Annotated in this window: 19 protein-coding genes and 1 pseudogene; 10 read left to right on the forward strand and 10 right to left on the reverse strand. The window is 59.5% G+C overall.

The window, feature by feature from the left end; genetic code table 11:
• Positions 1-27 precede the first annotated feature (27 nt).
• Positions 28-1,032 carry a LacI family DNA-binding transcriptional regulator gene (locus ACESQ2_RS00470; RefSeq protein WP_032694592.1) on the forward strand — a complete coding sequence of 335 codons (1,005 nt, stop codon included), beginning with the start codon at positions 28-30 and terminating at the stop codon, positions 1,030-1,032.
• Position 1,033: 1 nt separating this feature from the next.
• Here ACESQ2_RS00470 and licT read toward each other — a convergent pair whose 3' ends face one another.
• From licT to ACESQ2_RS00490, 4 genes are all read right to left on the reverse strand, one after another.
• Positions 1,034-1,873 carry a BglG family transcription antiterminator LicT gene (licT, locus tag ACESQ2_RS00475; RefSeq protein WP_014228254.1) on the reverse strand — a complete coding sequence of 280 codons (840 nt, stop codon included), beginning with the start codon at positions 1,871-1,873 and terminating at the stop codon, positions 1,034-1,036.
• Positions 1,870-3,294 carry a glycoside hydrolase family 1 protein gene (locus ACESQ2_RS00480; RefSeq protein ID WP_046876912.1) on the reverse strand — a complete coding sequence of 475 codons (1,425 nt, stop codon included), beginning with the start codon at positions 3,292-3,294 and terminating at the stop codon, positions 1,870-1,872. The genes licT and ACESQ2_RS00480 overlap by 4 nt, the downstream gene beginning before the upstream one ends.
• Positions 3,291-5,171 (reverse strand): beta-glucoside-specific PTS transporter subunit IIABC, encoded by a 1,881-nt coding sequence (locus tag ACESQ2_RS00485; protein WP_046876913.1) that lies wholly within the window; start codon positions 5,169-5,171, stop codon positions 3,291-3,293. Before ACESQ2_RS00485 ends, ACESQ2_RS00480 begins: the two co-directional genes overlap by 4 nt.
• Before the next feature lie 211 nt (positions 5,172-5,382).
• A complete protein-coding gene (locus tag ACESQ2_RS00490) occupies positions 5,383-6,312 on the reverse strand; it encodes a LysR substrate-binding domain-containing protein (protein ID WP_025107100.1) in 930 nt (309 codons plus the stop codon).
• A gap of 171 nt (positions 6,313-6,483) precedes the next feature.
• Here ACESQ2_RS00490 and ACESQ2_RS00495 point away from each other — a divergent pair, with 171 nt between their 5' ends.
• The 7 genes and pseudogenes from ACESQ2_RS00495 to ACESQ2_RS00525 all read left to right on the forward strand — a co-directional run bounded on the left by ACESQ2_RS00495 (position 6,484) and on the right by ACESQ2_RS00525 (position 12,865).
• Positions 6,484-7,434, forward strand: coding sequence for a branched-chain amino acid ABC transporter permease (locus ACESQ2_RS00495; protein WP_046876914.1), 951 nt, complete (start codon positions 6,484-6,486; stop codon positions 7,432-7,434).
• Positions 7,435-7,444: 10 nt separating this feature from the next.
• Positions 7,445-8,551, forward strand: a complete 1,107-nt coding sequence (locus ACESQ2_RS00500; RefSeq protein WP_046876915.1) for a branched-chain amino acid ABC transporter permease — start codon at positions 7,445-7,447, stop codon at positions 8,549-8,551.
• Positions 8,548-9,315, forward strand: coding sequence for an ABC transporter ATP-binding protein (locus tag ACESQ2_RS00505; RefSeq protein WP_025107103.1), 768 nt, complete (start codon positions 8,548-8,550; stop codon positions 9,313-9,315). The genes ACESQ2_RS00500 and ACESQ2_RS00505 overlap by 4 nt, the downstream gene beginning before the upstream one ends.
• Positions 9,308-9,942 (forward strand): annotated as a pseudogene (locus tag ACESQ2_RS00510) (ABC transporter ATP-binding protein). The gene ACESQ2_RS00505 and the pseudogene ACESQ2_RS00510 overlap by 8 nt, the downstream one beginning before the upstream one ends.
• A 27-nt stretch (positions 9,943-9,969) precedes the next feature.
• A complete protein-coding gene (locus ACESQ2_RS00515; RefSeq protein WP_122117660.1) occupies positions 9,970-11,127 on the forward strand; it encodes a branched-chain amino acid ABC transporter substrate-binding protein in 1,158 nt (385 codons plus the stop codon).
• Positions 11,128-11,144: 17 nt separating this feature from the next.
• Positions 11,145-11,627 (forward strand): L-2-amino-thiazoline-4-carboxylic acid hydrolase, encoded by a 483-nt coding sequence (locus ACESQ2_RS00520; RefSeq protein ID WP_122117661.1) that lies wholly within the window; start codon positions 11,145-11,147, stop codon positions 11,625-11,627.
• Positions 11,624-12,865 carry a Zn-dependent hydrolase gene (locus ACESQ2_RS00525; protein WP_122117662.1) on the forward strand — a complete coding sequence of 414 codons (1,242 nt, stop codon included), beginning with the start codon at positions 11,624-11,626 and terminating at the stop codon, positions 12,863-12,865. Before ACESQ2_RS00520 ends, ACESQ2_RS00525 begins: the two co-directional genes overlap by 4 nt.
• A 45-nt stretch (positions 12,866-12,910) precedes the next feature.
• On the opposite strand, the gene ACESQ2_RS00530 is transcribed toward ACESQ2_RS00525, so the two are convergent.
• The 4 genes from ACESQ2_RS00530 to ACESQ2_RS00545 form a co-directional block, all read right to left on the reverse strand.
• Positions 12,911-13,933, reverse strand: coding sequence for an ABC transporter permease (locus ACESQ2_RS00530; protein ID WP_170873311.1), 1,023 nt, complete (start codon positions 13,931-13,933; stop codon positions 12,911-12,913).
• A 19-nt stretch (positions 13,934-13,952) separates the two neighbouring features.
• Positions 13,953-15,437 carry a sugar ABC transporter ATP-binding protein gene (locus tag ACESQ2_RS00535; RefSeq protein WP_004848509.1) on the reverse strand — a complete coding sequence of 495 codons (1,485 nt, stop codon included), beginning with the start codon at positions 15,435-15,437 and terminating at the stop codon, positions 13,953-13,955.
• 24 nt (positions 15,438-15,461) lie between these two features.
• The gene (locus ACESQ2_RS00540; RefSeq protein WP_046876919.1) at positions 15,462-16,385 is read right to left on the reverse strand and encodes a sugar ABC transporter substrate-binding protein; all 924 of its coding nucleotides are present in this window, start codon (positions 16,383-16,385) and stop codon (positions 15,462-15,464) included.
• Positions 16,386-16,834: 449 nt separating this feature from the next.
• The gene (locus ACESQ2_RS00545; RefSeq protein WP_046876920.1) at positions 16,835-17,854 is read right to left on the reverse strand and encodes a LacI family DNA-binding transcriptional regulator; all 1,020 of its coding nucleotides are present in this window, start codon (positions 17,852-17,854) and stop codon (positions 16,835-16,837) included.
• Positions 17,855-17,958: 104 nt separating this feature from the next.
• Between ACESQ2_RS00545 and ACESQ2_RS00550 the strand changes: the two genes are divergently transcribed.
• Positions 17,959-18,966: a Gfo/Idh/MocA family oxidoreductase gene (locus ACESQ2_RS00550; RefSeq protein WP_373170091.1), complete on the forward strand. Its 1,008-nt coding sequence runs from the start codon at positions 17,959-17,961 to the stop codon at positions 18,964-18,966.
• 43 nt (positions 18,967-19,009) lie between these two features.
• Here the strand turns inward: ACESQ2_RS00550 and ACESQ2_RS00555 are convergent, their stop codons facing one another.
• On the reverse strand, positions 19,010-20,041 hold the full coding sequence (locus ACESQ2_RS00555; protein ID WP_373170092.1) for a Gfo/Idh/MocA family protein: 1,032 nt from the start codon (positions 20,039-20,041) through the stop codon (positions 19,010-19,012).
• A gap of 162 nt (positions 20,042-20,203) precedes the next feature.
• On the opposite strand from ACESQ2_RS00555, the gene ACESQ2_RS00560 reads away from it, so the two are divergent.
• On the forward strand, positions 20,204-21,079 hold the full coding sequence (locus tag ACESQ2_RS00560; protein WP_025107110.1) for an extended-spectrum class A beta-lactamase OXY-1-2: 876 nt from the start codon (positions 20,204-20,206) through the stop codon (positions 21,077-21,079).
• 266 nt (positions 21,080-21,345) lie between these two features.
• Here ACESQ2_RS00560 and ACESQ2_RS00565 read toward each other — a convergent pair whose 3' ends face one another.
• A complete protein-coding gene (locus ACESQ2_RS00565; protein ID WP_014228246.1) occupies positions 21,346-21,759 on the reverse strand; it encodes a hypothetical protein in 414 nt (137 codons plus the stop codon).
• Positions 21,760-21,850 lie beyond the last annotated feature (91 nt).

A 21,850-nucleotide genomic window follows, 5' to 3' on the forward strand; every position in this document is an offset into this window, starting at 1 on the left:
TTTTGCTTTCAGGCTCATGGCGTCGTAATGAAAACCAAACGCGTAACCATTAAAGATATCGCCGAACTGGCGGGCGTTTCCAAAGCGACCGCCAGCCTGGTGCTGAACGGTCGTGGCAAGGAGCTGCGCGTGGCGCAGGAAACGCGCGAGCGCGTGCTGGCGATTGCCCGCGAGCAGCACTATCAGCCGAGCATTCACGCCCGCTCGCTGCGCGATAACCGCAGCCACACCATCGGCCTGGTGGTGCCGGAGATCACCAACTACGGCTTTGCGGTCTTTTCCCATGAGCTGGAGATGCTGTGCCGCGAAGCGGGCGTCCAGCTGCTGATCTCCTGTACCGACGAAAACCCCGGTCAGGAGAGCATGGTGGTCAATAACATGATTGCCCGCCAGGTCGACGGCCTGATCGTCGCCTCCTGTATGCATAGCGATGCCGACTACCTGAAGCTCAGCGAACAGCTACCGGTGGTGCTGTTTGATCGCTGTCCTACTGAAAGCGCGCTGCCGCTGGTGATGACCGATTCGATTACCCCGACGGCGGAGCTGATTTCCCGCATCGCGCCTCAGCATCACGATGAGTTCTGGTTTTTAGGCGGCCAGCCGCGTCTGTCGCCCTCCCGCGATCGCCTGGCCGGGTTTACGCAGGGTCTGACTCAGGCGGGCATTGCGCTGCGCCCGGAGTGGGTGATCAACGGCAACTATCACCCCAGCTCCGGCTATGAGATGTTCGCCGCCCTCTGCGCGCGTCTGGGCCGGCCGCCAAAGGCGCTGTTTACCGCCGCCTGTGGTCTGCTGGAAGGGGTGCTGCGCTATATGAGCCAGCACCATTTACTGGATTCAGACATCCACCTGGCAAGTTTTGACGATCACTATCTCTACGATTCGCTGTCGCTGCGTATTGATACCGTCCAGCAGGACAACCGCCAGCTGGCCTGGCACTGCTACGATTTAATCAGCCAGCTGATTGACGGCAATACGCCTGAGCCGCTACAGCGCTACCTGCCGGCGACGCTGCAGTTTCGGCATCGGTGATTCACGCATCCAGTCCCGCGATCCGCACCAGATGAACGGTGAGCCACAGCAGCTCGTTACCGCCGAGGGTGATATCGAGCTGGGCTTTGACGTAATCGCGGATTAGCAGCGCGCAGCGGTATGCGTCCGGATACGCCTTAATCACCTGCACCAGCAGAAAACTGTCCCGCGCGCCGTCCAGCTCCCCCTCCTGTAAACGCTGGAGGAAAAACTGCATATGGACCAGAAAGCGCGAGTAGTTTATCGATTCGGTGTCTATCTGCTGCTTAAAGTGGTACTGCACGAGATTAAAAATATCCTTCAGCATTTTCACCGACTGCATGGTCTGCGCCACGTCGTCGCCCTCGCTCTGGCCGTTTACCAGATGAAAGGCGATATTCCCGGCTTCCTCCTCCGGTAGTTCGATCCCGTACTGCTGACGAATAATCGTCACCGCCTCGCTGGCGACGCGGAATTGCTGCGGATAAAAACGCCTGACTTCCGGCAGCAGGCGATTTTGAATGGCGATCCCTTTACGGCTGCGCTCGATGGCAAAGGTCAGGTGGTCGGCGAGGGTAAAGAAAATCTGCTCGCGAACCTTGCCGGCGAGCTGCAGATTGGCGCGGGAAATAATCATCGCCGCCATTTCGATGACCTCATCCGGAATGGCGGAGAGCGCCTCAAGATAGCCGCTGCGCGCGCCGAGCGTCTGGGTCACGAACAGCTTCTCTATCTTCTCCGGGGCGATCTCGTCCCCGGGTCTGCTATTGAAACCAATGCCTTTCCCCATGACGATAACCTCCCTGTTATCGTCATCCATAGAGAGCACGAGGCTATTATTGAGCACCTTCTGAACAATCATCTCTGCGACTCGTCGTGGTTGCCGTTCTGCGCGATGACATCCTTATACCACCAGAAGCTGCGTTTGCGGATCCTTTGCAGGCGCTTCAGGTCATCCTCGCCGCGATCGACATAAATAAAACCGTAGCGCTTGGCGTATCCCTGGTGAGTGCTGACCACGTCAATCGCCGCCCACGGGCAGTAACCCATCAGCTCGACGCCGTCGGCTATCGCCAGCCGCATCTGCTCGATATGCGCGTCGAGGAAGGCGATGCGATAGTCGTCATTTACCGTCCCGTCATGCTCCAGTTTGTCCGGCGCGCCCATCCCGTTTTCGCTAATCAGAATCGGCAGACCGTAGCGCTCGCACACTTTACGCAGCGTCAGGCGCAGCCCCACCGGGTCAACAACCCAGCCGTAGGGGGTTTTGCCAACCCACGGATTTTCCGCCGGACGATAAACCCCCTCTTCGCCCAGCATAATTTGCTGATCGCCCGCGCGGGGCGCAACGTCGCCGCCGTCGCCCCGGCTGGCGGCAATGGTGGCGGTCGAGTAGTAGTTAATGGCGATAAAGTCCGGCCTCCCCTGCTGCAAAATCAGCGCATCTTCCGGCTGCACCTCTGGCGCAAGGCCGCGATCCTGCATATAGGCCCACGCCAGGGCGTTGTAGCGCCCATGCACCGCAACATCCAAAAAGCTCCAGCAGCGCAGCGTCTCCCAGTTATGCGCGGCGATGGCGTCCTCCGGCTTACAGCTTTCGGCGTACATCGACGTGGTGTTTATCGCCGGGCCGATGCGCAGCCCGGGGAACTCACGGTGGCACAGGGCGAAGATCTGCGCCTGGGCCAGCATCATATGATGATTCTGCTGGTACAGCGCCTTCTTATCCGGCAGTTCACGATCGGCGGGCACGCCAATCGCGCCGGGATGCAGAATCATGGTGTTCTGTTCGTTGATGGTCAGCCAGAGCGGAACTTTGGCGGCAAATTCGCTGAACAGCAGCCTGGCATAGCGCACGAATGCCTCCCCGGTTTTGCGGTTCAGCCAGCCGCCTTTTAGCTCCAGCGCCCACGGCAGATCGAAGTGGTAGAGCGTCACGATGGGGGTGATCCCGTGGCGCGTCAGGGCGTCGATCAGGCGGTGATAAAAGGCCAGCCCATCCGGATTCACCGGGCCATCGCCGTCAGGTATCACCCGCGACCAGGCCACCGAAAAACGGTAGGCCTTCAGCCCCATCTGCGCCATCAGCGCGACGTCCTCCTCCACCCAGTGATAGTGGTCGCTGGCGATGCGGAAGTCCGCCGTTCCCGGCGGATGGCTGAGCATGTCGACCACCGACGGCCCTTTACCGTCTTCATTCCACGCGCCCTCAACCTGATAGGCCGAGGTGGAGGCGCCCCACAGAAAACCGTCCGGGAACCGGGCCTGCTGTTGATAAATCATACCTGCGCCTCCTTAGCGGATTGCACCATCAGGGGTTCGCCGTAATCCACCTGCGCGGCGGCGGTGAGGCGCAGAGCGCGCTGCGCGTCGCCGTTGACCACAATCACCGGGGTAATCAGGTCGTATCCGGCCTGTTCGATGGCGGGAATATCAAAGCGGATCAGCGCCTGTCCCGCTTCCACCTTATCACCCACCTTCAGCGTAGAGCTAAAGTGCTGGCCGTTAAGATTGACGGTGTCGATACCGATATGGATCAGCAGCTCAAGACCGCTGTCGCTCTGCAGGCCAACGGCGTGGCAGGAGGGCAGAAACATCATTACCGTGCCGCTAAACGGCGCGCGCAGTACCCCTTCTTCGGGACGAATCGCCAGCCCCTCGCCCAGCAGGCCGCCGGAAAAGACGTCGTCGTTCACGTCGCTGAGCGCCACCACCTGGCCGCGCAGCGGGCTGAAGACTTCCGTCTCCCCCTCGCTTGTCGGGCTGACCGCAGGCTGCGGCGTCTCGCTCACCGCGTCTTGTTCCTCAGGAACGTCTTTAAAAGCGATAAACCAGGTCAGGGTAAAGGTCACCACGATGGAAATCGCGCAGGTCACCAGCGCATGGACGATGTTCATCGGGTTTTCGCCGATAAACGCCGGCAGCGCAGCGAGGCCTGGCGAGACAAACGCGTAGCGCACCAGCCCGCTCACCCCGGCGTAGACCCCGGCGCAGCCGCCGCCGATCATCGCGGCAATCAGCACCCGGCGGAACTTGAGCAGCACCCCGTACAGCGCCGGTTCGGTGATCCCCAGCAGCGCGGTAAAGCCCGACGAAGAGGCCAGCTGGCGCAGGTTGCTATTTTTGGTTTTCAGCGCCACGCACAGCGTCGCCGCCCCCATCGCCACGTTTGATGCCAGCATCCCCGGGCCGTTAATCATCTCGTAACCGCTTTTACTCAGCTGACCGGTGGCGATCGGCGTCATCGCCCAGGCGGTGCCGGTAATGATCAGGAAGGGCTGCAGGGTGCCCATCAGCATCGGGATTAACCAGCTGGCGTGGCGGTCGATAGCGCCCGCCCCGGCGGCGACCAGATCGTTAAGCAAAATGCCCGCCGGGCCGACCACCACCAGCGCCAGCGGCGCGGTAATCAGCAGAATCAGCATCGGCTTAACGAAAAACTTGATAATCGATGGCGACACTTTTTCGGCAAAGCGCTCCACCCACGACATCAGCCACACGGTCAGAATAATCGGCAGCACCGAACCGGCGTAATCGGAAAGCAGGACGTTGATGCCGACAAAATCGACCGCTTTACCGGCCGCCAGCATCTGGCCGATGCCCGGATGCAGCAGCACGCCCGCGAGGGTCATCGCCAGAATCGGATTGCATTCAAACTTCAGCGACGCGCCGTAGGCCAGCAGCACCGGCAGGAAGAAGAAGGCGGCGTCGGCAATAATATTCAGCAGCTGATACGTCGAGCTGGTTTCGCTAATCACCCCCGTGAGCTTGAGAATGGCCAGCAGCGCTTTAATCATCCCCGCGCCGGTAATCGCCGGGATCACCGGGGTAAAGGTGGTCGAAATGACGCTGATAATCCGGGCGACGATGCCGGCCGGCTTCGCGTTTTTATCGCCGCCTGCCGGGCCTTTCTTCTCCGGCAGCGCCTTATTAAGCCGCCGGTAAACCTGCTGCACCTCGTTGCCGATCACAATCTGGAACTGGCCGCCCTTCTCCACCACGCTGATCACGCCGGGGAGGGAGCCAATCTGCGCATCGTTAACCTTTGCGCGGTCATTGAACTCCATGCGCAGCCGGGTCGCGCAATGGGTGAGCATGCGGATATTTTCCGCACCGCCCACCGCGTGGAGGATTTTGTCTGCTGTTTCGTTATAGTTCATAGTGTTCCCTGGTGTTGGGGCAAAAAAAAAGACCAAAACAGAGACGCTCCCCTTGGCGGGAGAGCATTTCTATTTTGGTCTTGCCTGCTTTCGCAGTAGCACGCCATCATAAAAATGGGTTATTTCGGCGGATTATCTAAGCGCCCCTGCGTAATGACAATGGCGACCGAACAAAAGTGTGAACTGGATTAAGTAAATTCTTAAGTAAATATCAACCGAGGGCCTGCTGGCGTAGCCAGCTCTGCAATAGCTTACCGTTGGGGGTCATCTCGCTATCCTGACGCACGCAGAGATAATAATCCCGGCCATCATCAATTGCCGCATCGAAGATTTTCACCAGCTCACCGCGCTTCAGATAGGGAGCGATCAGCGGCTCGCGCATGAGCGCGCAGCCCAGCCCGGCCTGTACGCCAGCCAGGGTCAACAGGCCATCCTCAAACAGCGGCCCGGTCGAGCGCGGCGGGCGCTTCACGCCCTGCTGCACAAACCACTGATTCCAGGTCGTGCGCTCCTCATCGTGCAGCAGCGGCATCTGCAACAGCTGTTCCGGGGTATCAATATGCCCGTGCAGGCGCAAAAAGGCCTGGCTGCATACCGGCACCATTTTGCCGGAAATCAGCTTTTCGCTTTGATAGCCCACCCAGTGACCGTTGCCAAAGCGGATCGACATATCGGAAGCGTCGCTAAGATAGTTGCGGTGGTTAGCATAAACCACGTTGATTTCGGTATGCGGGTTCGCGTGCACGAACGACGGCAGGCGGGGAATAAACCAGCCCATGCCAAACAGCGGGATCAGGCTGATCGTCACCTGCTGGGTTTGCACCTGCTCGACCAGATGCTCGGTGGCCTGACGCAGCACGTTAAACGCCGCGCGGATCGAGCGATAATACTCCCGCCCCTGCTGGCTGAGAGTCAGCCGCCGCCCCTGCCGTTCGGTGAGCGGGATCTGCAAATAGCCCTCCAGCACCTTAAGCTGATGACTGACCGCAGAAGGCGATATCGCCAGCTCCTGCGCCGCCAGGGTCACGCTGCCCAGGCGTGCGATCGCCTCGAAGGCGCGCACCGCCCGCAGCGGCGGATCGTTGGCCAACGTACTCTCCGACCAGCTAACCGGCGCTTCTGATTGTTCTGTTTTTTTCATATGTTGATTTTCTTAGCGCATTACGCTATCCGGCGAGTTATTAAATTATATTTAAAATCATAAGGATAGTTAACCACACATTTATAATAAGAAAGAATATATGCGTATTTTACAATTTAATTCATTTGTTGGATGGTAGCTATTATTTGAGCATCTTGTCGGAACAATCAGTTGGACACACTCATACAACAAATCATCAACGGGGTCATGCTCGGCAGCATCTACGCCCTGATCGCGCTCGGCTATACCATGGTGTACGGCATCCTGCGCATTATTAACTTTGCCCATGGCGACATTCTGATGGTCGGCGCGTTGACCACCCTTTCCGGGATGCACGCCCTGAACGCGCATTTCCCTACTCTGCCACCGCTGGCGCAGCTCGGGCTGGCGCTGCTGCTGGCCATGACGGTCTGCGCCCTGCTGGCGATGGCGGTCGAACGCTTTGCCTACCGCCGCCTGCGCAACGCCCCGCGCCTGGCGCCGCTGATCTCCGGGATCGGCGTCTCGGTGCTGCTGCAAACCGTGGCGATGATCGTCTGGTCGCGCAATCCGCTGATGTTCCCGCAGATCCTGCCAATGGATGCGATCGCCGTGACCCACGGCAGCGCAGCGCATCCACCGGCTCTCGTTACCGTCACCGGTATCGTCACCGTCGCGCTGGCCTTCGCGGTGATGCTTGGCCTGTGGCTGCTGGTGGAGTACACCCGTTTAGGTCGCGGTATGCGCGCGGTAGCGGAAAATCCGCGCATCGCCACGCTAATGGGCGTTAACCCTAACGCAATTATCGCCCTCACTTTCGCCATCGGCGGCATATTCGCCGCGCTGGCTGGCGTCATGATGGCCAGCAACTACGGTAATGCCAGCTTCTCCATGGGCTTTCTGCCCGGCATTAAAGCCTTTACCGCCGCGGTGCTCGGCGGCATCGGCAATATTCGCGGCGCGATGATCGGCGGCCTGCTGCTGGGCCTTATCGAATCCCTTGGCGCAGGCTATCTCGGCGACCTGACCCACGGCGTCTTCGGCAGCAACTATCAGGATATTTTCGCCTTTATGGTGCTGATCCTGGTGCTGGTCTTCCGCCCTGCCGGTTTGCTCGGCGAACGCGTCGCGCACCGGGCTTAGGAGAAAAATCATGACAACGGCACAACTCGATACGCCTGTCGTTTCCCGCCGCTTCTGGTCCGGGATGACCCTATTGGTCTGCGCGCTGCTGGTAGCGCCGATGGTCGCCAGCCAGCTCGGCGGCAACTACTGGGTGCGGGTCATCGACTTCGCCCTGCTCTACGTTATGCTGGCGCTGGGGCTGAATATTGTGGTCGGCTATACCGGCCTGCTGGATATGGGCTTTATCGCCTTTTACGCCGTCGGCGCGTATCTGGCGGCGCTGCTGGCCTCACCGCATCTGCTGGACGTCTTCCCGATTTTAAATAGTTGGTTTCCGGACGGCCTGCACACCTCCTGGCTGGTGATTATTCCGCTCGCCGCGCTGGTGGCGGCAGGCTGCGGTATCGTGCTGGGCGCGCCGACGCTGAAGCTGCGCGGCGACTATCTGGCCATCGTCACCCTCGGGTTCGGCGAAATTATCCGCATCCTGATGCGCAACCTCGACCGTCCGGTCAACATCACCAACGGCGCAAAAGGCATTTCCGGGGTCGATTCGCTGAATCTGTTCGGCCTCAAGTTTAGCGGCGTTTATCACTGGTTTGGCTTTAAAGTCCCGGCGCTGTGGCTGTGGTACTACCTGCTGATGCTGGTGATTGTGGCGATTATTTTCGTCTGCCTGCGGCTGCAGCATTCGCGCATTGGCCGGGCCTGGCACGCCATCCGCGAGGATGAAGACGTCGCCCGCGCGATGGGCATCAACCTGCGTAACTACAAACTGCTGGCTTTCGCTATCGGCGCCTCATTCGGCGGCGTGGCGGGCGCCCTGTTCGGCGCATTTCAGGGCTTCGTTTCGCCGGAATCTTTTACCCTGCAGGAGTCGATTGCGGTCCTGGCGATGGTGGTGCTGGGCGGGATGGGGCATATCCCCGGCGTGATCCTCGGCGCGGTGCTGCTGACCGCGCTGCCGGAGCTGCTGCGCAGCCAGGCGGCGCCGGTACAGCAGGCGCTGTTTGGCGAAGTGCTGATTGACCCGGAAGTGCTGCGCCAGCTGTTCTACGGCCTGGCGCTAGTGCTGGTCATGCTGCTGCGCCCGCAGGGCATCTGGCCCGCGCGACATCAAGGAGCGAAAGCATGAGCCTGCTAAGCGTACGCCATATGACGAAGCGTTTCGGCGGTCTGACGGCGGTCGACAACGTATCGCTGAGCATTAATCAGGGTGAAATCTACGGCCTGATCGGCCCCAACGGCGCGGGGAAAACCACCTGCTTTAACCTGATTACCGGGCTCTACCCGGCGGACAGCGGCGAGTTCGCTATCGGCGGCGAAGCCTATTCTCCGAACAATATTGAGAAAGTGACCGCCGCGGGCATCGCCCGCACCTTCCAGAACGTGCGGCTGTTTAACGACATGTCGGTACTGGAAAACGTCATGGTGGGCCGCCACGTCCGCACCCGCAACGGCCTGTGGGCCGCGATCTCCCGTCATAAACGCGCCCGCGCCGAGGAGACGCAAACCCGCGAGCTGGCCTGGCACCTGCTGGACTATACCGGCATCGCGCAGTTCGCCCACTATCGCGCCTGCGACCTCGCCTACGGCCACCAGCGGCGGCTGGAGATTGCCCGCGCGCTGGCCACCGAACCGCGCCTGCTGGCGCTGGATGAACCGGCGGCCGGGATGAACGCCGCCGAGAAGATGGCCCTTGGCGAACTGCTGCTGCGCATTCGCGACGACGGCAAAACGCTGCTGATGATTGAGCATGACGTCAAGCTGGTGATGGGGATCTGCGATCGCCTGATGGTGCTGGATTACGGCAAAACGTTAACCAGCGGCACGCCGGATACCGTACGCCGCGATCCGGCGGTGATCGCCGCCTGGCTGGGAGGCAATGTCCATGTCTGATTTATTAACCGTTAACCAGCTTAGCGTCCACTACGGCGGCATCCAGGCGGTGCGCGACGTCTCATTCAGCGTGAAAGAGGGCGAGCAGACCACGCTTATCGGCGCCAACGGCGCGGGCAAAAGCTCCACCGTCCGCGCCATTACCGGGCTGGAACCCTTTCGCGGCGAAATTCTGTTTAACGGCAAGCCGATCCGCAAACGTCGGGCCGAATCCCTGTTGCGCGAAGGACTCGTGATGGTGCCGGAAGGACGCGGCATCTTTGCGCGCATGACGGTGCTGGAAAACCTGCAAATGGGCGCCTGGCTCCGACGCGACGCGGCGGCGGTGAACAGCAGCTGCTGGCGCTCAACCGCGCCCTGCTCAGCCAGCCGCGCCTGCTGATCCTCGACGAGCCGTCAATGGGCCTGGCGCCGCTGATGGTCGAGAACATTTTTCGCGTTATCGCCACCCTGCGCCAGCGCGGCGTCGCGCTGCTGCTGATCGAGCAGAACGCACGCCTGGCGCTGGAGGCGACCGACAGCGCCTGGGTAATGGATAGCGGCAGCATCGTCGAGCGCGGTCCGTCGCAGACGCTGCTGGCCGACGATCGTATAGCACAGATTTATTTGGGCGAAATGCCCGTTTAACACACCAACCAGCATCAGGGAAAAACAATGAAAACCGTAAAAATCAGCGCGCTCAGCGCCGCTATTCTGCTCAGTGGTTTTGCCTCATCCGCCGCGTGGTCCGCGGCCAGCGAAACCGTTATTATCGGCCTGGCTGGCCCGCTCACCGGCCCTTCCGCGCGTATCGGCAAGGATCTGGAAAACGGCGCGCAGCTGGCGATTGACGATATCAACAAGCAGCACCCGACCATCGGCGGCAAGGCGGTAACCTTCAAGCTGCAATCGGAAGACGATCAGTCCGACCCACGCACCGCCGTTGCCGTCGCCCAGCGTCTGGTGGATAGCGGGGTCGCGGGCGTCGTCGGCCACTGGAACACCGGCACCAGCATTCCCGCTGCGCGGGTTTATCACGATGCGGGCATCGCCCAGGTCGCGCCGGTCGCCACCGGGCACGCCTACACCAAACAGGGCTTCGACACCAGCTTCCGCGTGATGGGCCACGACGATGACGGCGGGCAGTTTGCCGGACAGTACGCGGTACAAACCCTTAAGGCCAAACGCATCGCGGTCATCGATGACCGTACCGCCTTCGGCCAGGGGCTGGCGGATGAGTTTATTAAGTCGCTGGAAGCGCAGGGAATCAACATCGTCGACCGTCAGTACGTCGATGACAAAACCGTCGACTTCAGCGCCGTGCTGACCGCGATCCGCAGCAAAAACGCCGACCTGATTTTCTTTGGCGGCGTCGATAGCCAGGCCGCCCCGCTGGCGCGCCGCATCAAACAGCTGGGTATGAATGCCACCCTGATGGGCGCAGGCGGCTTCGTTAGCCAGACCTTCCTCCAGCTGGCGCAAAAAGAGGGCGACGGCGTGGTGGCGCTGGAGCCGGGACTGCCGGTCGAGCAAATGCCGGGCGGTAAAGCCTTCGAGCAGGCCTACCAGTCGCGCTATCACACCCATATCGAACTGCACGCGCCGTTCGCCTATGACGCTACCCGCGTGCTGGTCGCGGCGATGGAAAAAGCCGACTCCGTCGACCCTGCCGACTATCTGCCCACCCTGCGCGCCATTAACTACGCCGGCGTGACCGGACAAATCGCCTTTGATAAAGAGGGCAACCTGAAATCGCCAACCTTTACCGTTTATAAAGTCGTCGACGGCAAATGGCAGCCGCAAACCGTACTCGGCGGCGCAACAACGAAGTAACGCAGTGAGGCAATGTGATGAGTGATAATAACGAGCTGGGCATTCTCGCCCGCCGCAAAATTGAAGCAGAAATAATCAAGCCGATTTACGCCATCCTGGTGCGCGAGATAGGGAAGGCTCGCGCCCAGGCGGTCATCGGCGAAGCGATTGAAAACGCCGCCATTGAGGCGGGAAAAGCGTTTGCCCGCGAGGAGCCGAACGGTGCGGATATCCAGAGCTTTGTCGCGCTGCAGTATCTGTGGGAAAAAGATAACGCCCTGGAGGTCACGGTGCTGGACGCCGACGACCAGCAGTATAACTACAACGTGAACCGCTGCCGCTACGCCGAGATGTACCACGAAATGGGCCTCGGCGAGATTGGCCACCTGCTCTCCTGCGCCCGCGACGATAAATTTATCGTCGGCTACGCCCCGGACGTGGAGCTGACCCGCACCACCACCATCATGCAGGGCGGTAAATGCTGCGACTTCCGCTATCGCGTGCAAAAGGACAAGTCATGATAACCGTCAACGGCGCACGTCTGTGGTCGACGCTCAACGAGATGGCGCTGCTCGGCGCCACGCCGGCGGGCGGCGTGACCCGGCTGGCGCTCAGCGAAGAGGATCGTCAGGCGCGCGACCTGCTGCGCCAGTGGGCGCGGGAAGCCGGCTTTCCCTGCGACGTCGACAGCATGGGCAATATGTTTATTCGCCGCGCCGGTAAAAATTCGCAGTTAGCCCCGGTGCTGACCGGTTCCCACGTCGACTCCCAGCCGCTCGGCGGCCGCTATGACGGCATTTACGGCGTTCTCGCCGGGCTGGAGGCGCTGCGCACGCTGAACGATCGCGGCATTGAGACCGAACGCGATATCGTGCTGGTGAACTGGACCAACGAAGAGGGCGCGCGCTTTGCCCCGGCGATGCTGGCGTCCGGCGTGTGGGCCGGGCAGTTTAGCGAAGCTTTCGCCCTCGCCCGCGAAGATCGCGACGGCATCAGCGTTGGCGCGGCGCTGGAGGCTATCGGCTATCGCGGGGAGCGTCCTGCCGCCGCCTTCCCGCTCCACGCCTGCTACGAAGTGCATATCGAACAGGGGCCGATTCTGGAAGAGGAAGGCGTTGATATCGGCCTCGTTCACGCAGCAATGGGCCAACGCTGGTTCAACGTCACTCTGGAGGGCTTTTCCGCCCACGCAGGAACCACGCCGATGGGCAGCCGCCGCGACGCGCTGACCGCCTTCGCCGAGCTGGCGCTGGCGGTGGAGCAAATCGGTATCGCCCATAATCCAGACGGGCGTGCGACTATCGGCATGGCGCAGGTGATACCAGGATCGCGCAACGTGGTGCCGGGAGGCGTGGCGTGCAGCGTCGAGTTTCGTCATCCGCAATCCCCGGCGCTGGAAGCGATGGAGCTCGCCCTGCATCGCGCCGCTGAAGCGCTGGCGGCGCGCGGCGTGACGGCAAACGTCGAGCGTATTTTTGATTACGCGCCCATTGCCTTTGATGCCGGATGTCTGGCGCGCAGCCAGCGGGCGGCGGACGAACTGGGCTATAGCGCGCGAACCATGGTTTCCGGCGCCGGGCACGATACCTGCTATATCAGCAAGGTCGCGCCCGCCAGCATGATTTTCATTCCCTGCGAGAAGGGAATTAGCCATAACGAAGCGGAGAACATTCTGCCGGAATGGGCGGAGAAAGGGGCGAACGTGCTGCTCAACAGTTTACGTCTTGCCGCGGATGAGCCCGCTTGCGGCGCGACGTAAAACGCGATACAGCCCACGCCAGCCAGGGCCGTGGGCTATTGCCGATCAATGCTTTTTGCGGTTGCGGCGCATATCGATAGTCACCGCCGCGACGATAATGATGCCTTTGATAATATCCTGCACGTAGGCGTCGACGCCGACAAAGGTAAACCCGCTTTTAATCAGGCCGAGGATCATCGCGCCGATTAAGGTCCCGGTGATGCGCCCCACCCCGCCCATCAGGCTGCTGCCGCCGATAACCGCCGCGGCGATAGCATCCAGTTCGTAGGACATGCCCATGCTCGACTGCCCGCTGCTGACGCGCGCCGCCAGCACCACGCCCGCGAGGCCGGAGAGCGCCCCGGCGATGGCATAGACGATCACCAGGTATTTATTCACGTTGATACCGGAGACCTTGGCCGACGTCATGTTACCGCCGATAGCGTAAACGTATTTACCGTAGCGGGTATGCTTCAGGGCGATATGGAAGACCGCGGCGACGACGAAGAAAATAATCACCGGCATCGCCCCCTGGCCGATGGCGGTAAAGCTGTCGGATAAGAAGCTGATTGGGTTGCCCTGGGTGTAGTACTGCGCCAGACCGCGCGCCGACACCATCATTCCAAGCGTCGCGATAAACGGCGGGATGCCGGTGCGGGTCACCAGAAAACCGTTGGTTAAGCCGCACAGAAGACCGACGCCGATGCCGGCGCCAATAGGGATAATCGCAGGCATATTGACCAGCGACGGGAACATCGGCGACAGGCTATCGGAGGTTTGCGCGAGGCTTGCCGCCACCACGGCGGCGAGAGCGATCACCGAGCCGGAGGAGAGGTCAATGCCGGTGGTAATAATGACCTGGGTGACCCCGACGGCGATAATACCGATAATCGCTACCTGTAAAACAATTAATATCAGGCGATTGGTGTTTAATAAAAAGGACTGGTCGCGGACGTACCAGCCGGCAATTTCAAACGTCAGGGCAATCACCAGCATGACGATAAATATCCCGGTATCTTTCGGCAGCCGGTGGCGTAATTGCCCAAAGAAAGAGGGTTTCTCAGTGATCGGGGTCGCCGTTATTTTCATATTGCTCATTCTCTGTGCCTCAATGGGATGCCAACGACAAAATGGTTTCCTGGTCGGCGTCCTCTTTATTGAGGATGCCGGTAATACGCCCTTCATGCATGACCATCACCCGATCGCTCATCCCGAGAATCTCAGGCAATTCTGAAGAGACCATAATCACCGCCACGCCGCGGTTGGCCAGCTCGCTGATCAGATGGTAAATTTCCGCTTTCGCCCCGACGTCGATTCCGCGCGTCGGCTCATCGAGAATCAGTATTTTCGGCTGGGCCAGCAGCCAGCGGGCAATCAGTACCTTCTGCTGATTACCGCCGCTGAGGTTATTAATAATCTGATCCATGGTGGGGGTTTTAATATTCAGGCGGCGGATCTGCTCCATGCAGTCTTCGGCCATTTTGAGGTGCTGAACAAAGCCGGTTTTACCGATATATTCCGGCATTTTGACGATGCTCATATTCTCCAGCACCGACAGCACGAGAAACAGTCCGGACTTTTTGCGGTCTTCCGTCAGCAGCGCCATCCCTTTTTCAATCGCCGTCGAAGGCGAGTCAATCGTGACCGGCACTCCCTCAATCAGCACTTCGCCGCTATCGGCTTTATCCATGCCGAACAGGCTCTCCATCACTTCGCTACGCCCGGCCCCCACCAGCCCCGCCACGCCGAGGATTTCGCCGCGGCGTACGCTAAAGTTGATATCGTGAAAGACCCCCTTGCGCGACAGATTGCGGACGGTCAGCACCTCTTCGCCAATGGCGTTATTGAACTTGGGAAAGAGCTGGGTGAGCTCCCGGCCGACCATCTGGGTGATCAGCGACTGACGGGTAAACTCGGTGGTATGTTTACTGCCGACCCAGGTGCCATCGCGAAATACGCTGATCTCATCGGTAATCGCGAAAATCTCATCCATTTTATGGCTGATATAAATAATGGCTTTTCCCTGCTGGCGTAAATCGCGAATAATGGTAAACAGATGCGCCACTTCGCTTTCGGTTAACGCCGAGGTCGGCTCATCCATAATCACAATATCCGCGTTCCACGAAACCGCTTTGGCAATTTCCACCATCTGCTGGGAGGCGATACTTAACTCCCCCACCAGCCGGTCGGCGGATAGCCGGATATTGAGTTTATCCAGCAGATCCTGCGTCTGGCGGGCAAGCTGGCGATGATCGACAAAACCGTATTTCATCGGCTCGCGGCCGAGCCAGATATTTTCCGCCACCGTCATATGCGGCACCAGATTCAGCTCCTGGTGGATCATCGAGATCCCGGCGCGCAGCGCGTCCATCGTATCCTGAAACTGGACCGGCTCCCCTTTAACGCGGATCGCGCCCTTATCGGGACGGTAGATCCCGATCAGGCATTTCATCAGCGTGGATTTTCCGGCGCCGTTTTCGCCCATCAGCGCGTGCACCGTCCCCGGGCGCACGCGTAATGAGACGTTGTCGAGCGCCTTCACGCCGGGGAAGAATTTGCTGATCCCTTCGGCTTCAAGTGCAAAAGCGTTCATACTTCACCTCCGTACCCTGAGCGACTATTTCTGGTTGCGATTAACGAACTCAGCCATGTTGTCTTTGGTGATCAGCTGGTAAGGGACGTCGATGATCTTTTCCACTTTCTCGCCGTTGGCCAGCTTAATGGCGGCATCCACCGCGCCTTCGCCCTGCCCTTTGGCATCCTGGAAAATCGTGGCGATCATCTTGCCGTTTTTGAGCATTTGCAGGGCATCCGGCGTCCCGTCCACCCCGGCTATCAGGATATGGTTCGGGTTTTTACCCAGCGCCTGCAGCGCGCCGATGGCCATTTCATCGTTGTTGGAGGCGATGGCCTGAATGTCTTCGCCGCTGGTCATCCAGTTGCTGACCACGTCAACGGCATCGTTGCGGGTAAATTTCGCGGTCTGCTTCTGCACGATTTTGATATCCGGGTACTTCGCCACCACCTCTTCGACACCTTTGGTGCGGTCACGGGTCGATTCATTCGCCAGGTCGCCGAGCAGAATGGCGACGTTCCCTTTGCCGTTCATCGCTTTGGCTAACGCTTCCATCTGTAAGCGCCCCGCCAGCACCGAGTCGGAGCCAACGTAGGCCATTTTGTCGGTCAGCTGCGCCTGCGGGCGGCGGTTAACAAAGATCAGCGGAATGCCCGCTTTGGTCGCCTGGTCCATAATCGGTTTGACCGCGTTAGTGTCGACCGGGTTGACGATAATCGCGTCGACGCCCTGGCCAATAAAGTTCTGTACCTGCTGTAGCTGCTGGGAGACGTCGCCTTTGGCATCTTCCACCTGCGCCTTAACGCCATCTTTTTGCATCTCTTTTTGCATTGCGGTGCGCAGAATCGTCAGGAAGTTGTCATCGAATAGCGCCATGGAAACACCGACCGAAATATCTTTCGCCATCACGACCGCTGGCAGCATGCAGGCTAGCAAAGAGGCAACAACCGTTTTCTTAATATTCATCGTTGATCCTTTATTTTCAGGTACATCGGTTAGGTAAGGTAAAATGAAAAAATAGTTTCATTAATTGTGCGTTAAGCGCCTGCTTTTCCAGCTTTTTGAAAAAACAGCCCGCGCGCTGGTGCATTTTTTGTTGTTGATCGAAATCACAAAATTCAGTTGTTTTAAAATGGTTTTTTGAAACATTAGTCCATTTATAGCGGAAGAAAAATTCCAGACCATTTATTTCATTAACAACACATATGAAACTTTTATAAGTAAATAACTGAAATGAAAATTTTAAAACTGCGTGTTAACAGAACTTTGACACACATCTAACATTGACGCATAAATGCGCAAAAAATGAGAGGCAGGCGACGGTTTGCCGCGCGGCGCGCCGATAGCGGCAGCGGTTTAAAACGAGACAGGATATAGGGTGTAAAAGGGGATGTCGCCCCGCGGGCGGCGGGCGCTCAGTCGACGTTTTCAGCGCTGTAAAGGATAAATTCGACCTTGCCGTCGCTGAAGAGATGCGGCTGATAGCCGGTTTCCAGATGGCGCAGGGCCAGCTCCACCGCCAGACGGGCATGCTGGCGCGGGTTTTGATCGATCGTCAGCGCCATTCCCCCCAGGGCCAGCTGTTCACGGGTGGTGCTGTAGCGTTCATGGGTCATCCAGCAGCACTCGCCGTAGCGGCGATGGCGAGCCAGCGCCTGCGCCACCTGCGTGTTGCCCAGCCCGGTATTGTAGATGCCCACCACGTCGCGGTTGCGGCGCAGGGCCTCTTCCAGCACGCGGTCGATTCGCTGTCGGTTGTCCTCCCCCGCCAAAACCTCGCCCAGCAGCAGATGCGGAAAGCGCTGGCTAATCACCTCGCGAAATCCCTGAATCCGTAAGCGATGAGCGCTGAAGTCCTGGCGCCCGCTGAGCATCAGCACTTCTCCAGGACGGTGCGCCATTAACCCCATCATCCTGCCCGCGGTGCGGCCGGCCTGCTGCTGATCGATCCCGACGTGACAAAGCCTCTGCGCGCCGGGGAGATCGGTGACCAGCGTAATCACCGGCACGTTCGCCTCGCGACACTGGCGCAAGGCGTCATAGACCCGCGGATGTTCGTTGCCAAAGACAATTATCGCATGGCGCTTTTTGCTGCTGCGGATAAGGCTTTTCGCCAGCTTTTCCGGCGCGGACTCCGCCACCAGCGTGCGGTGCAGCGTCAGTCGGCGATAGCCAAGGCTATCCGCCACGTCGGCGAAATCCTGCGTCAGACGGGAGAAAAAGCGCGAATCGTTATCGCTGAGAAACACTTCTATTTGCCACGGGAGACGGCGCTCTTCCGGCAGAATGCGCTTCAGCCCGGCCTCCCGCGCGGCCTCCAGCACCCTGCGCGTGGTTTCCGGCGACACGCCGCCGCGTTCGTTAAGCACCCGGTCAACGGTCGCGACGCCCACGCCAATCCGTTTAGCCAGTGCTTCCAGCGAAATGCTTTTCATCGTCTCGTCTCCCCCATGATGGAAATCCATCAAAACGCCCGTGTCGGTCAGTGTAGCAAACGGATTACTTTGGCAACGCTAAATCCCTCTTTCTGGAGAAAAAAATGACCTGCATTCGTTTTGCATTGTTGGGCAGCGGTTTTATTGGCCAGGTTCACGCCGCCAGCCTCGCTCGCCATGAGCGGACCGTTCTGGCCATGGTGGCCGACGCCGATCCCGAGCGGGCGAAAGCGCTGGCTTCCCGCTACGGCGCGCGGGCGGTAACCGTCGCCGAGGCCATCAATAGCGACGCCATTGACGCGGTACTGATCGCCAGCTCGACGCCTTCACACGCGGCGCTGCTGGAAGCCGCCGCGCGCGCGGGAAAAGCGGTCTACTGCGAAAAACCGATCGATCTTTCGCTGGCCCGCGCCCGCCAGGTCGTCGAGAAAGTGCTGCCGCTCGGGGTACCGGTGACAGTTGGCTTTAACCGCCGCTTCGACGCCAGCCACCAGCAGCTGCGCCGGGAGATCGAGGCTGGCGCGATTGGCCAAATCGAACTGGTTCAGATGGTGTGTCGGGCATCGGTTATGCCGCCGCTGGAATATCTGCGCAGCTCAGGCGGCCAGATGCGCGACCAGGCGATTCACTTCTTTGACCTGCTGCGCTTTCTTACCGGTGATGAAGTGACGATCGTCGCCGCGCTGGGGGCTGCGCTGGCGCTGGCGGAAATTGCCGAATTCGACGATGTCGATACCTCTATTGTCATGCTGCGGATGCGCGGCGGCGCGCTGGCGCAGCTGGACAACACCCGGCGCACCGGCCACGGCTACGATGAGCGCATTAGCCTGCTTGGCCCGCAGGGGGTGATAGAGTCCGGCAGTCAGGCATCGCGCGGCGTCACGCTGTGGCAGGGAGCGCGCTGCATTCAGCCCGGACTCTATCCGGACTGGTTCAGTCGCGTCGAGGGGTCGTACTACGCGCATCTGGATGCTTTTGTCCGCTCGCTAGGCGGAGAAGCGGTGCCGGACCTGCCGGGGCTGCTGGACGGGCTGCGGGCGCAGGCTATCGCCGAAGCCGCCGTGCTTTCCCTGCGGCAAGGGCAGTTTGTCAGCGTCGAACCGCTGGCGTAAAAAAGCCCCGTATGCGGTCGGCATACGGGGCAACGGCGCGCCGTTAACGCTCCTCGTTAAATATCACGCCAATCTGCCGCCGCACTTCGTCCATCACGCTCAGGTTTTCCAACACCCTGGCCAGCGGGCGGATCGGCGAGTCCGTAAGCCCTTGCCCCACGCACCAGGCAAAATGTTCGGCCTGATAAAACAGCTGGTCGTAGCGGTTGCGCGGCTCCTCCCAGTGCAGCACCTGCCCGCCCTGGCTGGCGGCGAGGGTAAAATTCCCCGGCGCGTAGAACTGCCCGTCGAGGGTAAGGGTCGCATCGCGCCCGGCCACCACCGCGCCGCCCGGCGTGTTGCTGAACAGGGTGGTATTGAGCAATCCCTGTAAGCCGTTTTCCCAGTTAAACAGCATCGAAATCTGCCCGTTGACGCCTCTTTGGGCGGGACGCCCGCGGGCGATAATGTCCTGCGGCACGCCGCCGACCATCACGCAGAATGAGGTCAGATAGCTGCCGAGATCCATCATCGGCCCGCCGGCGAGATCGGCATTAAAAATGCGATGATCCGGGGTAAAAAACTCGCCGTGATCGGCGAGCAGCGTGTGCAGATCGCCCTGCACGCCGTCCTCCAGCAGCTGGCGAATCACGTCATACTTCGGCGCGTAGTCGCACCACATCGCCTCCATCGCCAGGGTCCCCTGCTTCATGGCCTCCGCTTTCAGCGCCGCGCCTTCCCGCCGGTTCAGCGCAAACGGCTTTTCAATCAGCACATGTTTGCCCGCCTGCAGCACCCGCAGCCCGTCGGGAAAGTGGTGGTTATGCGGCGTGGCAACGTAAACCGCATCAATATCCGGTCGCGCCAGCATCTCATCCACCTGAGCATAAGCCTGCGGGATCCCCCAGCGGGCGGCGAAATCGTCGGCTTTTTGCTGCGTGCGCGAGGAGACGGCAACCACCCGCTGGCGGCTGAGCTCTTTTAACGATTTCACAAAGCGCTCGGCAATCCAGCCGGGGCCAATAATGGCCCAACGCAGCGAGGGGATCGCCGAGGCGGCGGGATGGCGCGGTTTTGGTAACTGTGACGGGAACATAGCGGCTCCTGATTTTATTTTGCCGGGGAGAGACACTATAAGCAGGCGCAGAGGAGGACGAATAACGAATTTATGATGGAATTCCATCATCGACATAGTGCTTGTCAAAAGCGCGGGAGTCGCGGATAGTCCGGGCAGCTCATCACTATCAAGGAGTCTGAGATGTTGAAAAGTTCGTGGCGTAAAACCGCCCTGATGGCCGCCGCCGCCGTTCCGCTGCTGCTGGCGAGCGGTTCATTATGGGCCAGTGCCGATGCTATCCAGCAAAAGCTGGCTGATTTAGAAAAACGTTCCGGCGGTCGGCTGGGCGTAGCGCTGATTAACACGGCAGATGATTCGCAAACCCTCTATCGCGGCGATGAACGTTTTGCCATGTGCAGCACCGGTAAAGTGATGGCCGCCGCCGCGGTGTTAAAACAGAGCGAAAGCAATCCAGAGGTGGTGAATAAAAGGCTGGAGATTAAAAAATCGGATTTAGTGGTCTGGAGCCCGATCACCGAAAAACATCTGCAAAGCGGAATGACCCTGGCGGAACTCAGCGCGGCGGCGCTGCAGTACAGCGACAATACCGCGATGAATAAGATGATTAGCTACCTTGGCGGACCGGAAAAGGTGACCGCATTCGCCCAGAGTATCGGGGATGTCACTTTTCGTCTCGATCGTACGGAGCCGGCGCTGAACAGCGCGATTCCCGGCGATAAGCGCGATACCACCACCCCGTTGGCGATGGCCGAAAGCCTGCGCAAGCTGACGCTGGGCAATGCGCTGGGCGAACAGCAGCGCGCCCAGTTAGTGACGTGGCTAAAAGGCAATACCACCGGCGGGCAAAGCATTCGCGCAGGCCTGCCCGCAAGCTGGGTGGTCGGGGATAAAACCGGCGGCGGAGATTACGGCACCACCAACGATATCGCGGTGATCTGGCCGGAAAATCATGCCCCGCTGGTGCTGGTGACCTATTTTACCCAGCCGCAGCAGGATGCGAAAAGCCGCAAAGAGGTGTTAGCCGCGGCGGCAAAAATCGTCACCGAAGGGCTTTAACCCGGGAACAGGCCCCTCTGCAACACTCTGCGCTTTGTTTCCCGGTGGCGCTGCGCTGACCGGGCTACGGGTCCACCGCCGTCTGCGGGCCGGTAGCCCGGACAAATGCGCAGCATCGCCTCCGGGAAATTCAGCCACTCTGCGCTTTGTTTCCCCAGTGGCGCTGCGCTGACTGGGCTACGGGTTCCCCGCCGTCTGCGGGCCGGTAGCCCGGACAGGCGCAGCGCGCCGCCTCCGGGACAGCCTGAATAGACAGCCGCCAAATATTAGTCGGTAATTTTAAACGTCAGCGCGTAAGCGCTGGTTTTCCTTTCATCGCGCGCGCCGCCCATCTGATAAACCCGCACCGTATATTTACCGCTGCTCATCAGACGTTGCTCAAAGGTATCACCGCTCAGAGAACCGTTAAAAATCGAATTATTATCAGGAGCGATAACATTGAAATAAGGATGCGGCCGCTGGCTGTTCATATTGATATGCATCATCTGGCCCGCTTTCGCCTCCAGCGTATAGTCGTTAACACCGTCACCGGTCACGGTGCTTTTTATTATCGTGCCGTTGCTGCCTTTATCAAAATGAACGGTATGGTTGTTGATATTATCACTTGCCATTGATAATACTGACGTAAATAAATAACTTGCACAGATCACGCCACCAACAATTAATTTTATTTTTTTCATTTAATTAACACCTTATGTTTTTTATGCGCGCTGTTATAGCACATAAGGTGTCCGGAGTAAGCTGATTCGCAATTATTGCTCGTCGGAATTA

Origin of the sequence: Klebsiella sp. Q11, assembly GCF_964241505.1 — a bacterium.
Classification (GTDB): domain Bacteria; phylum Pseudomonadota; class Gammaproteobacteria; order Enterobacterales; family Enterobacteriaceae; genus Klebsiella; species Klebsiella michiganensis.